Genomic DNA, 11,858 nt, shown 5'->3' with positions numbered 1-11,858 from the left:
ACGTGTTCCAACAAAGATGAACACTAGCGCGTGCCCGGAAGCGGCGGAAGGAAAGGGGGTGGACGTCGGCTCAGGCGGACTGGATCTTCAACTCCACCCAGCCGGTCTCGGTCAGGTGATCGAGTACGGCCTGCACCGCCTCCGCGACGCTCATGGTGCTGGTGTCCAGCACCAGGTCCGCGTCCGTCGGCTCCTCGTACGGGTCGTCGATGCCGGTCATCCCGGTCAGCAGACCGGCACGGGCCCGCGCGTACAGGCCCTTGCGGTCCCGCTGCTCGCAGACCTCGAGCGGGGTCGCGACGTGGACCAGCACGAAGCCCGCCCCGGCGGCCAGGGCCATCTCCCGGGCCGTCGCGCGGGCGGCGGCGTACGGGGCGATCGGGCAACAGATGCCCATCCCGTGGTGTCGGGCGATCTCGGCCGCCACCCACCCGATCCGGCGGACGTTGAGATCCCGGTCGGTCTTGCTGAAGCCCAGCCCGGCGGAGAGTTCCCGTCGTACGACGTCGCCGTCGAGGAGGGTCACCGTCCGGTCGCCGTGCTCCCGCAGGGCGTCGGCCAGCCCTCGGGCGATGGTGGACTTGCCGGAGCCGGAGAGGCCGGTCAGGAACACCACGAGCCCCCGGTGCCGACGCGGCGGCCGAGCCCGGGCCAGCTCCTTCGCCACCGCCGGAGGGGTGTGCCACTCGGGCAGAGGGAAGCCACGGTCGAGCAGATCGTCGATCTCGTCCTGGGTCAGCGCGAGGCGGCGGTTACGCGGCGGGATGTCCTCCCGCCAGCGCCACTGCCCGTCCCGGTTGTCGTACGCCAGCTCGCGCGGCACCAGCACCCGCAGGCCCGCGCCGGAGAGCATCTCCCCGGTGGAGAGCAGGTGGGTGACCCCGTACGAGGCGGAGACGCGGGCCCGCAGCAGCGCGTCGCTGATCTCGTCCCGGCGGTGTGACAGCGGTACGGCCACCAGGGTGGCCGGGGGCATCCGGTCCCGGGCCGCGAAGATAGTACGCACCAGCGCCTCCGGTGCGAGCCCACCGACACCGCCCTCGCCGACCGGGATCATCACCAGCAGGTGGGCGGCCAGGGTGCGGGCGGCGTGCGCGATCTGGGCGAGCTGCGGCCGGTGCAGCGGCCGGTCGGCGATGACCCCGAGGACCCGACCCGGAGGCAGCAGCGCCCGGACCTCCTCGGGGCTGCGCCGCAACCGCTGGAACGGGCCGTGGGCGCCGTCGCCGAGCCGCCGCAGCGGGCCGCCCAGGCCCGCGACGCCCTCGCGTACCGGCCAGACGTCCGCCACGTCCAGGGCGGCGGCCGGCGCGCCCTCGGCGTCGGTCAGCACCAGGGCCCGGCGGGCCTCGTCGCGCGGGTCGAAGCCCTGCGCCAGCGCGGCCGGCACCTGCAGGGTCACCGGCACCTGCCACGGGGTGCCGTCGGCCAGCCGGCCGCGTCGACTCACCGACACCAGGTCGGCGCGGGTCATGAAGCCGGTCAGGGGGGCGTACGCACCGGTCAGCAGCAGCTCAAGATCCGCGAGCTCACCGGGACGCGGCGTGTACGCCGGCGCGTCCCGGAGCACCTCGTCGGGCAGCACCCAGCCGTTGTTCATCCACACCCCCCACTCGCTGACGGCACACAGTTTCGCAGCCGACCGCCGTTCGGTCGAGGCCGCCACTCCACGACGTCAGCGGCGGACCCGCCGCCCCACCGCCGACCGCAGCCGGTTCCAGACCTTCCGCTCGTCACGGATCCTCGGCTTCGCGCCGTCGGCCGGGCAGATGAAGAGCAGCGGCAGCCGCGCGTCCTCGGTCCACCCGGCGCTGGTGATCCGCGCCTTGAGGAGCCAGCTACCCCGCGTACGACCGCCGTTGAGGGCCCGGAAGTCGATCGTGGTGGTGGCGCGGTGCACCAGGTGGACGGTGTCGGCGTCGGGAGCGGCGACCCGCTCGATCTGGAACGTCACCGGCAGGAAGATCTCGTCACCGGTCTCCCGGCGGCGGGCGACCACGTCCAGGCGGGCCTTGCGGACCTGCGCGGTGGAGTCGAGCACCTCGGGGGAGATCTCGTCGACCGGGAGCACCAGCACGTCGCGCTCGCCGTCGGCCCGGAAGCCGATCCGCTGGTCCGCGGAGCGCAGTTCGGCGGCCACGCTGACCGTCACGGCGTGCTCGTCCGGCCGCAGGGCGTCGATCTGGCCGTGCCCGGCGATGCCCGCCTCCCACCGGGCCAGCCGCCGCAGGTCGGCGACCCGTCCCCGCTCGACGAGGTACGCCACGGCCCGTTGCAGCGGTGGCAGGCCCGCCGCGACACCGGGGGCGAACCGCTCCTGGATGATCTTCTGGACCTCGGCGGCGACCTGCTCCACCCAGTCCTCGGGGGCGTCCAACAGCCGCTTGCCGCGCAACCGGTTGATCATCTCGTTGCGGAGCCACCGCCGGTGCAACCGGTCGCGCAGCGGCCCCGGTTCGGTGTGCGCGTCGACCACGTCCAGCGCGTCGCGCACGCTCGCGAAGTAGCCCACCGGCTCCAGCCGGCTCGCGGTGACGTTCTTGGCATCGGCCCGCTGGATGTGGTGGTAGCAGGTGTAGTCGGACAGCACGCAGGTGCGGCGGGACGCGAAGTAGGCGCGCACCACGAACGAGTGGTCCTCGAGCCGCCGCTTGCCGCCCTCCGGGAACCGCAGCTTCTGCTCGTTGAGGAAGGCACGGCGGAACAGCTTGTGGCAGGTCAGGCTGTCGATCAGCGGCGCGTTCTCCAGCGTGGCGTCGAAGCGGTTCTTGCGGAACAACTCCCGGGGCACGCCGCGCCCGTGCCCGGCCATCTTCCCGATCACCAGGTCCGCGTCGTACTTCTTCGCGCAGTCGTAGAGCCGTTCCAGTGCCTGGTCGGCGAACCAGTCGTCGTCGTCGGCGAAGAAGACGTACTCGCCCCGGGCCCGCTCGATGCCGATGTTGCGCGGGCGCGACGGCCAGCCCGAGTTCTCGATGTGCACCACCTGGATGTGCGGGTGCTCGGCGGCCAACCGGTCCAGCCGCGCGCCCGTCTCATCGGTGGAGCCGTCGTCGACGAAGATCGCCTCGAACTCGTCGGCCGGTAAAGACTGGCGCAGCAGCGACGCCACCAGCTTCTCGATGTGCGGGCCGGTGTTGTACGCGGGCACCACGACACTCACCTTGGGGACGCCAACCTCGACCATCACGATCCTTCCCGCGTCGGCGGTCGAATATCCCCCGGAACACTGCCCGGTGAACGGGAAGTGAATCGTGCCACCCCGGAGTGGACTTTCCGGCGGCGGGGTCGGACCGAGCGCGAGACCGGCGCAAACGCCCACAGACCCTAGGGGTGCGGCGCGACGAGGATCAGGGGAGCGCCGGGGGCGCGCCGGTGTCGGTGGCAGGCATCGACTCCCTACGCTGGCATGGTGACACTGATCGCGACCCAGTCGCTCACCAAGACGTACGGAGGTCGGGTCACCGCGCTCACCGACCTCACCGTCGCCGTCGAGCCCGGGATCATCGGCCTGGTGGGCGCGAACGGCGCCGGCAAATCCACCTTGATCAAGATCCTGCTCGGCCTGCTCGCCCCGACCAGTGGCCAGGTCTCGGTGCTCGGCATCGACCCGACCACCGAACCGGCGGCGGTCCGCGCCCGCGTCGGCTACATGCCCGAGCACGACTGCCTCCCACCCGACCTGTCCGCCGCCGAGTTGGTCACCCACCTCGGTCGGATCAGCGGCCTGCCGCGCACGGTGGCCCGCGAGCGCGCCTCCGAGGCGCTGCGCCACGTCGGGCTCTACGAGGAGCGTTACCGACCGGTGGGCGGCTACTCCACCGGCATGAAGCAGCGGGTCAAGCTGGCCCAGGCGCTGGTGCACGACCCCGACCTCCTGTTGCTGGACGAGCCGACGAACGGTCTGGACCCGGCCGGACGGGACGCCATGCTGGCGCTCGTGCACCGGATCGGCACCGAGTTCGGCATCTCCGTCCTGGTGTGCTCGCACCTGCTGGGCGAGGTGGAGCGGATCTGCGACACGCTGATCGCCATCGACGGTGGCCGGCTGCTGCGCGCGGACCACATCTCCGCGATGACCTCGGCCACCGACGTGCTCGCCGTGGAGGTCAGCGAGGGCACCGAGGAGTTGGCCGCCCGACTCGCCGCGCTCGACCTGCCGGTGGCGCGCGACGGCCGGCTGCTGCTCGTACCGCTCGCCGACGACAGCACCTACGACCTGATCCTCGGCGCGGTCGCCGAGCTGGACCTGCCGCTGCACCGGCTGGACCAGCGCCGGCACCGGGTGGCCGAACTCTTCGCCACGAGGGAGCTCACCCATGCCTGAGCCGTCATCCGCCGTGCGGTCCGCGCCGGCCGGCGTCATCCACGACATCGGCTACCAGCGCTATGAGGGCCCCCGCCTGGGCCGCCGGCACGTCTTCGGTGCGCTCTACCTGCACGGGGTGCGCACCATCTTCGGGCTCGGCCGCAGCGCCAAGGCCAAGATCTTCCCGTGGCTGGTGATCGGCATCGTCACCCTGGTCGCGGTGGCCCTGGCCGCCGTACGCAGCCAACTCGGTGAACCGGTCGCCACGTACGCCCAGTTCGCCGACGCGATGAGCTGGCTGGTCCTGTTCTTCGTCGCGGTGGCCGCGCCGGAGCTGGTCTCCCGTGACCTGCGCAGCGGTGTGCTGCCGCTGTACTTCTCCCGCCCGCTGCCCCGCGCCGACTACGCGATCGCCAAGCTGCTGGCGCTGGTCACCGGCCTCTGGCTGCTGCTCGGTGGGCCGCAACTGATCATGTTCCTGGGCGCGGCGTTCACCACCAAGGACGGCCTGAAGGGCGTCTGGAACGAGCTGCTCGACCTGCTCCCCGGGCTGCTCTACGCCGGGCTGTGGGCGGTGGTCTTCGCCTCGGTGGGGCTGCTCGTCGCGTCGCTGACCGGCAAGCGCGCGTTCGCCGCCGGTGGGGTCGTCGCGGTCTTCCTGATGACCACGCCGATCGTGGGCGTGCTGAGCATCCTGCCGTCTCGTGCGGCCAACGAGCTGGCCGGGCTGGCCTCGCCTTCCACCCTGGTCCAGGGGGTGGGCATCTGGTCGCTCGGTGACCTGCTGGTCCCCGACAACCAGGGCGGCGGCCCGTCGATCGGTGGGTTCGGCCCGATCTACGCCCTGGTCGCGGTGCTGCTGGTCGCCGGCGCGACCACCCTCCTGCTGGCCCGCTACCGGAAGGTCGCCTCCTGATGAGCAGCACGCTGAGCCTGACCGGGGTGTCCCGGTGGTACGGCAACGTGGTGGCCGTCAACGACATCAGCATGAACCTCGGCCCCGGGGTGACCGGTCTGCTCGGCCCGAACGGCGCCGGCAAGACCACGCTGCTGCACATGATGGCCGGGTTCCTCGCCCCGTCGCGGGGCACGGTGACCCTCGACGACGAGCCGACCTGGCGTAACCCCGACGTCTACCGCCGGCTGGGCCTGGTCAGCGAGCGCGAGGCGGTGCAGAGCTTCCTCACCGCGTACGAGTTCGTGCTCGCCAGCGCCAAACTGCACCGGCTGGCCGATCCGGCGGCGGCGGCCCGACGGGCCATCGACCTGGTGGAGTTGGAGTCGGCGCAGGACCGCCGGATCGGCACGTACTCCAAGGGCATGCGCCAGCGCGCGCGGGTGGCCGCGGCGCTGGTGCACGACCCGCAGGTGCTGCTGCTCGACGAGCCGTTCAACGGGATGGACCCGCGCCAGCGGCTGCACATGATGGAGCTGCTGCACTCCCTGGGCGACTCGGGCCGGACGATCCTGTTCAGCTCGCACATCCTGGAGGAGGTCGAGCAGGTCTCCGGCACGGTGCAGGTGATGGTGGCGGGCCGGCTCGCCGCCTCCGGTGACTTCCGGACCATCCGCCGGCTGATGACGAACCGGCCGCACGTCTTCGCGGTGCGCTCCACCGACGACCGGGCGCTGGCCGTCGCCCTGATCGCCGAGCCCTCGGTGAGCGGCGTCGAGCTGGACCGCGCCGGCCTGACCGTGCGCGCCGGCGATTACGGCGCGTTCACCCGGGCGCTGCCCCGGATCGCCCTGCGCCAGGGCATCCGGGTGCGTCAGCTCGTGCCGTCCGACGAGTCCCTGGAGAGCGTCTTCTCCTACCTGGTGGAGGCCTGAGAACATGTCCACGATTACCTGGATCACCGCGCGTGGGCTGTTCGGCCGGCGGCGTTTCCTGCTGCTGCTCCCACTGCCGCTGGTACTGCTCGGCCTGGCCGTCCTCTGCCGGTCGCTCGGTGTCGACCCGGGCGAGTGGGGCCCGCCGGTGCTGGTCGGCCTCGGTCTGGCGGTGGTGCTGCCGGTGGTGGCGCTGATCATCGGCACCGGCGTGCTGGGTGCGGAGATCGACGACGGCACGGTCGTGCACATCCTCACCAAGCCGCTGCCGCGCTGGCAGATCGTGCTGCCGAAACTCGCGGTCGCCACCGCGGTCACCGCGGCCACCGTCGCGGTGCCGCTCTACGTCGCGGGCGTGCTCGCCGATTCGGTACGCCTCGGACTGGCGCTCGCCGCCGCGTCCGCGCTCGGCGCGCTGGCGTACTCGGCGCTGTTCCTCGCGCTCAGCCTCCTCACCCGCCGTCCGGTGCTGCTCGGCCTCGTCTACGTGCTGATCTGGGAGGGGCTGCTGGGTAATTTCGTCAGCGGTACGAAGGTGCTCTCCATCCAGCAGTACGTGATCGCCCTCGCCGACCGGCTCGCCCCCAGCGGGCTGCTGGAGACCAGCGTGTCGGTACCGGTCGCCGCCGTGATGACCGCGCTGGTGAGTGTCGGCTTCACCGTGTTGGCGATCGACCGCCTGCGCTCGTTCAGCGTGGCCGGCGAGACGAGCTGACGCGGTACGGGTCCGGCCAGCCCTCCGGCGACGGGTAGGGCTGGCCGGATGGACTCCACCGGTGCCACCCGCGAGGCTGGTGGACGTGACTGTCGAAGCGGAGCGCAGACCCTTGGCCGACCCGTACTCCCGCAGCAGCCGGCCGTGGCTGATCAGCCTGGCCGCTGCCGGCCTGGCGTCCGCGACGGTCGCGACGGCCGCCCAGGGCAGCGGCCGGTTCCACTGGTGGGCCGGCTTCATCCTGATCCCGGCCGCGCTGATCGCGGCCAGCGGCGGGCCGCTGCTGGCTCGCGGCGGTGGTCGCGCCTTCGCCGGCTACGTCGTCGCCTGCGTCGGCGCGCTGGCGTTCGTGGTGGGCGCGCTGCTGATGTTCGGGGTGATGGGCAAGGGCTGGCCCCTGCTGGTGGTGCTGCCCTGCCTGGCGGTCGCCGGCACGTACCGCTGGCGGGCGCTCCACCCGCTGGCCCGTGGTCTGCACCGCGCGGTGGCGCTGCTCGCGTTGACCGGCGCGCTGGTCGGGGTGACCCTGCAACTGCTCCACGCCCGGGTGATCCACCTGGAGACGGGCTGGTGGGGCGGATTCATGATCCTGGCCGGGGTCATTGTGCTGGGCAACGCGGCTGAGCTGGCCCGGTACCGGATGCCGTACCGGCTCCAGGCGATCACCCTGCTGGTCGGGCCGTCCGTGGTGGCCATCCTGCTCGGTCTGCGCTTCCTGCGCGGCTGGTGACGGCCGGTCCGCCGCCGCCCAGGGCGTGTGTCAAAGTCCTCGGTCGAGCCGAGGCGGAGTCCAGGTGGCGGTCCGGCAAGGCGGAGATGGGTTCGGATACCGGTGTTGTATCCGAGCCCATCTCCAACGCCGCCGGCCGTCGTCTGGGCCCGCCGCAGGCCGGCCAGGGGCTTTGGCACACGCCCTAAGGGGGTGGGCGGCGGCGGATCCCGGTCAGAAGGCGCAGGCGATGACGAGCTCCGGGGTGCGGTCCGGCAGGAGGTCGAGCTTGCCGATCCGACCGGCCGCCCGCAGGTCGTCGGCGACCAGGGTGAGCTGCTCCAGCAGCGCCGCCGGGCCCAGCGCCTCGGCCAGCGGCACCTCCGCCCTCATCGACAGCTTCCGCTCCGACTTGGCCCGCCGCACCTGGCCCAACGCGTCCCCGGCCAGCCGCAGCAGCGCGGGGTCACCGGTGCCCTCGATCGTCCGGTCCACCTCGTACGTGGTGGGCCAGGGCGCGCGGTGCACCGACCCGTACCGCCACCACGACCAGATCTCCTCGGTGACGTACGGCAGCACGGGGGCGAAGAGCCGCAACTGCACCGACAGCGCCGAGGCCAACGCGGCCCGGGCCGAGTCGGCGGCCGCTCCGGTGCCGTACGCCCGTTCCTTCACCAACTCGATGTAGTCGTCGCAGAACCGCCAGAAGAACGCCTCGGTCACCTGTAGGGCGGCCGTGTGGTCGTACCCGTCGAAGGCCCTGCTCGCGGCGCTGACCACCGTGCCCAGTTCGGCGAGCATGGCCCGGTCCAGCGGGGCGGTCGCCGACGCGCGCAGCGCGTCCGCCGCGCCCAGGCCGAGCGCGAACTTCGACGCGTTGAGCAGTTTGGTGGCCAGCCGACGGCCGACCTTGATCTGCGCCGGGTCGAAGGCCAGGTCCATGCCGGGCTTGCCGCTGGCCGCCCAGTAGCGCACCGCGTCCGAGCCGTGCTGTTCCAGCAGCGCGAGCGGGGTGACCACGTTGCCCTTGGACTTGGCCATCTTCTTGTGGTCCGGGTCGAGGATCCAGCCCGACAGCACGGTGTCCCGCCAGGGCAGCACCCCGTGCTCGAAGTGCGAGCGGATCACCGTGTCGAACAGCCAGGTCCGGATGATCTCCTGCCCCTGCGGGCGCAGGTCCATCGGGAAGACCCGCGCGAACAACTCCGGGTCGGTCTCCCAGCCACCGACGATCTGCGGGGTCAACGACGACGTCGCCCAGGTGTCCAGCACGTCCGGGTCGCCGACGAAGCCGCCCGGCCGGCCGCGCTGCGACTCGTCGAAACCGGGCGCCGGGTCACTTGACGGGTCGACCGGCAGCGCCGACTCGTCCGGCGTGAGAGGGTGGGACCAGTCCGGCTCGCCAGTGTCGTCGAGCCGGTACCACACCGGCACCGGCACCCCGAAGAAGCGCTGGCGGCTGACCAGCCAGTCCCCGGTCAGGCCGCCCACCCAGTTGTCGTAGCGGTGCTTCATGTGCGCCGGCACCCAGCGCAGCTCCGCGCCCCGGGCCAGCAGCGTCGCCCGCAGGTCGGCGTCCCGTCCGCCGTTGCGCAGGTACCACTGGCGGGTCGAGACGATCTCCAGTGGCCGGTCGCCCCGTTCGTAGAACTTCACCGGGTGGGTCACCGGACGCGGCTCGCCGATCAGGTCACCCGCGTCGGCCAGCATCCCGACGATCTCCCGGCGCGCGCCGTTGACGGTCTGCCCGGCCAGCGCCGCGTACGGCCCGGCGGGCACACCGGCCGGCGGCTCCGGCAGCAGACGACCGTCCCGGCCGATCACCACGCGGGTGTCCAGCCGCAGCTCACGCCACCAGGTCACGTCGGCGAGGTCGCCGAACGTGCAGACCATCGCGATGCCGGTGCCCTTCGCGGGGTCGGCGAGCGGGTGGGCGCGCACCGGCACCTCGACGTCGAACAGCGGGCTGCGCACGGTGGCGTCGACCAGGTCGGCGTACCGCTCGTCGTCGGGGTGGCAGACCAGCGCGACGCAGGCCGGCAGCAGCTCCGGTCGGGTGGTGTCGATGAGCACCTCGCGCCCGCCGGGCCCGGCGAACCGCAGCCGGTGGTACGCGCCGGGACGTTCCCGGTCCTCCAACTCGGCCTGGGCGACCGCGGTGGCGAAGCCGACGTCCCACAGCGTCGGCGCCTCCGCCTGGTACGCCTCACCCCGGCGCAGGTTGCGCACGAACGCCCGCTGGCTGGTGGCGCGGGCCACCCGGCCGATGGTGGTGTACGTCAGGGACCAGTCCACCGAGAGCCCGAGCCGCCGCCAGAGGGCCTCGAAGACCTGCTCGTCGGCGACCGTCAGCCGCTCGCACAGCTCGATGAAGTTGCGCCGCGAGATCGGCGTCGGGTCACGGCGGGCGGCGTCGTCGACCGGGGTGGCCGGGGGCCGCCACACCGGGTCGTACGCCAACGCCGGGTCGCAGCGCACCCCGTACACGTTCTGCACCCGACGCTCGGTGGGCAGCCCGTTGTCGTCCCAGCCCATCGGGTAGAAGACCGCCTTGCCGCGCATCCGCTGGTAGCGGGCGACGGTGTCGGTGTGCGTGTACGAGAAGACGTGCCCCATGTGCAGCTCGCCCGATACGGTGGGCGGCGGGGTGTCGATGGCGTACACGTCGTTCCGCTGCTTTCCGCGGTCGAACGCGTACGTGCCCTCCTCCTGCCAGCGCTGCGCCCAGCGCTCCTCGAGCCCGTCCAGACTGGGGCGCTCGGGAACGCCGGCACGGGCCGTCCTCGCCGTATCGGTCATCTGCCGATCGTAGGCATCAGCAGGATGCCGGGCCACGGAGTTGCGTATCGCCGGTCCTAGTAGTGCTTTGTTAGGTTCGGTGGCGTTTGTTGCGGTGTAGGGGTTTCACGGGTTGGTGGCAGGTGAGGCAGGCGCCGGTCCAGGTCGCGAGGAGTCGTTGCAGCTCGCGGATGACGGTGTAGAGGGTCAGGCCGGCGCAGCCGCTTTTGGGTCCAGGCGTAGTTCGGTGATGAACAGGTGCGCGGCGGTGACCAGGGTGACGTGGCGGTGCCAGCCGATCCAGGAGCGGCCTTCGAAGTGGTCCAGGCCGAGGCCGGTCTTCAGTTCGCGGTAGTCGTGTTCGATGCGCCAGCGGATCTTGCCGTAGCGGACCAGGTCGGTGTGGTTGGTCGCCTCGGGGAGGCTGGACAGCCAGTACTTGACCGGCTCGGCCTGGTCGTCGGGCCACTGAGCGATCAGCCACCGCTCGGGCAGGAGGCCGTCGGCGTCGCGGGCGACGCGGTGGCCTGCCGGACGTACCCGCAGGAAGATGAACTGGGAGCTCATCGTGCCTTTCGAGCCTTCCCGCCAGGTGATCGTCTCCGCCGTGTCGCGTCCGGCGGCGCGGATGTGTTCGACCAGGCTGATCGCTGTCTTCGGGTAGCGCGGGTCGGTGCGGGTGGGCGGGCGGCCCCGCCCGGACCACACCCGCTCGCCTGGCCGCACGCCTGGCTTGTGGGCGAGGGCGTCGCCCTTGACCTGCATGATGTAGCCGATCCCACGCTGGTCCAAGGCGCTGCGGAACTGGCTGTTGTCGCCGTAGCCGGCGTCAGCGGCCAGTAGCGGCGGGTGCAGGCCGCAGTCGGCCAGCCCGTCGAGCATCTCCACGACCAGCGCCCACTTCGGCCGATGACGCTCGTCCTCGGGGATCCCGCAGCGGCCCCGCCGAGCGGCCACCCCGGGCCGGTCGGCCTCGTCAACGGCGTGGTCGTCCCACGACGTCGGGAGAAACAGCCGCCAGTCCAGAGGGCACGATGCGGTGTCGGTGACGGCGTGGACGCTGACCCCGATCTGGCAGTTCGCCACCTTGCCCAACGTGCCGGAATACTGCCTGGCCACGCCCGGCGAGCTCTTGCCGTCCTTCGGGAAACCGGTGTCGTCGACCACCCACGCCACCGGCTTGACCACGTCGAGGGCCCGGCGGGCCAGCCGCATCCGCACCGCCGTGGTGTCCCACGTCGAGGTCGTCACAAACTGCTGCAGCCCTTGATGATCCACCCCGAGCCGCTGCGCCATCGGCTGCATCGACTTGCGCCGCCCGTCCAGCAGCAGCCCTCGCAGATACGTCTCACCCTTGACCCGCTGATCCGACCGCATCAGCGGGGCGAACACGTCCACGGCAAACGCCTCAAGCCGTTGCCGCACAAGGGAAAGCTCGTCAGGGGTCACCGCAACATCGAACTACCCAAACCACTCCGACGACTCAGCGACACGCCGACCTAACAAAGCACTACTAG

Annotated in this window: 9 protein-coding genes; 5 read left to right on the top strand and 4 right to left on the bottom strand. The window is 71.9% G+C overall.

Annotation, left to right across the window (positions count from 1 at the left end; genetic code table 11):
* Positions 1 to 70 precede the first annotated feature (70 nt).
* Positions 71 to 1,600: an adenylyl-sulfate kinase gene (cysC, locus tag AC3EN4_RS18315; protein WP_422736862.1), complete on the bottom strand. Its 1,530-nt coding sequence runs from the start codon at positions 1,598 to 1,600 to the stop codon at positions 71 to 73.
* Positions 1,601 to 1,675: 75 nt separating this feature from the next.
* On the bottom strand, positions 1,676 to 3,187 hold the full coding sequence (locus AC3EN4_RS18310) for a glycosyltransferase family 2 protein (protein WP_422736861.1): 1,512 nt from the start codon (positions 3,185 to 3,187) through the stop codon (positions 1,676 to 1,678).
* 225 nt (positions 3,188 to 3,412) lie between these two features.
* On the opposite strand from AC3EN4_RS18310, the gene AC3EN4_RS18305 reads away from it, so the two are divergent.
* From AC3EN4_RS18305 to AC3EN4_RS18285, 5 genes are all read left to right on the top strand, one after another.
* Positions 3,413 to 4,327 (top strand): ABC transporter ATP-binding protein, encoded by a 915-nt coding sequence (locus tag AC3EN4_RS18305; RefSeq protein WP_422736860.1) that lies wholly within the window; start codon positions 3,413 to 3,415, stop codon positions 4,325 to 4,327.
* Positions 4,320 to 5,225 (top strand): ABC transporter permease, encoded by a 906-nt coding sequence (locus AC3EN4_RS18300; protein ID WP_435207075.1) that lies wholly within the window; start codon positions 4,320 to 4,322, stop codon positions 5,223 to 5,225. The genes AC3EN4_RS18305 and AC3EN4_RS18300 overlap by 8 nt, the downstream gene beginning before the upstream one ends.
* Complete coding sequence (locus tag AC3EN4_RS18295) at positions 5,225 to 6,139, top strand: ABC transporter ATP-binding protein (RefSeq protein WP_422736858.1); 915 nt, start codon at positions 5,225 to 5,227, stop codon at positions 6,137 to 6,139. Before AC3EN4_RS18300 ends, AC3EN4_RS18295 begins: the two co-directional genes overlap by 1 nt.
* A 4-nt stretch (positions 6,140 to 6,143) precedes the next feature.
* Entirely contained in the window at positions 6,144 to 6,854 is a 711-nt protein-coding gene (locus tag AC3EN4_RS18290) for an ABC transporter permease subunit (protein ID WP_422736857.1), read from the top strand.
* Between the two features lie 85 nt (positions 6,855 to 6,939).
* Entirely contained in the window at positions 6,940 to 7,584 is a 645-nt protein-coding gene (locus tag AC3EN4_RS18285) for a hypothetical protein (protein ID WP_435207074.1), read from the top strand.
* 213 nt (positions 7,585 to 7,797) lie between these two features.
* On the opposite strand, the gene valS is transcribed toward AC3EN4_RS18285, so the two are convergent.
* Both valS and AC3EN4_RS18275 read right to left on the bottom strand, forming a co-directional pair.
* Positions 7,798 to 10,362, bottom strand: a complete 2,565-nt coding sequence (gene valS / locus AC3EN4_RS18280) for a valine--tRNA ligase (protein WP_435207073.1) — start codon at positions 10,360 to 10,362, stop codon at positions 7,798 to 7,800.
* Positions 10,363 to 10,548: 186 nt separating this feature from the next.
* Positions 10,549 to 11,790, bottom strand: coding sequence for an IS701 family transposase (locus AC3EN4_RS18275; protein ID WP_435207072.1), 1,242 nt, complete (start codon positions 11,788 to 11,790; stop codon positions 10,549 to 10,551).
* Positions 11,791 to 11,858 lie beyond the last annotated feature (68 nt).

This window comes from Micromonospora sp. bgisy143 (genome assembly GCF_057708145.1).
Note: the sequence above shows the minus strand (reverse complement) of the source record. Positions and strands in the feature narration are given on the sequence as shown.

What these genes read in the sequence shown, in the direction of transcription:
- cysC (WP_422736862.1), bottom strand. Translation starts at nt 1,600, where the DNA reads ATGAACAACGGCTGGGTGCTGCCCGACGAGGTGCTCCGGGACGCGCCG.
- AC3EN4_RS18310 (WP_422736861.1), bottom strand. Translation starts at nt 3,187, where the DNA reads ATGGTCGAGGTTGGCGTCCCCAAGGTGAGTGTCGTGGTGCCCGCGTAC.
- AC3EN4_RS18300 (WP_435207075.1), top strand. Translation starts at nt 4,320, where the DNA reads ATGCCTGAGCCGTCATCCGCCGTGCGGTCCGCGCCGGCCGGCGTCATC.
- AC3EN4_RS18295 (WP_422736858.1), top strand. Translation starts at nt 5,225, where the DNA reads ATGAGCAGCACGCTGAGCCTGACCGGGGTGTCCCGGTGGTACGGCAAC.
- AC3EN4_RS18290 (WP_422736857.1), top strand. Translation starts at nt 6,144, where the DNA reads ATGTCCACGATTACCTGGATCACCGCGCGTGGGCTGTTCGGCCGGCGG.
- valS (WP_435207073.1), bottom strand. Translation starts at nt 10,362, where the DNA reads ATGACCGATACGGCGAGGACGGCCCGTGCCGGCGTTCCCGAGCGCCCC.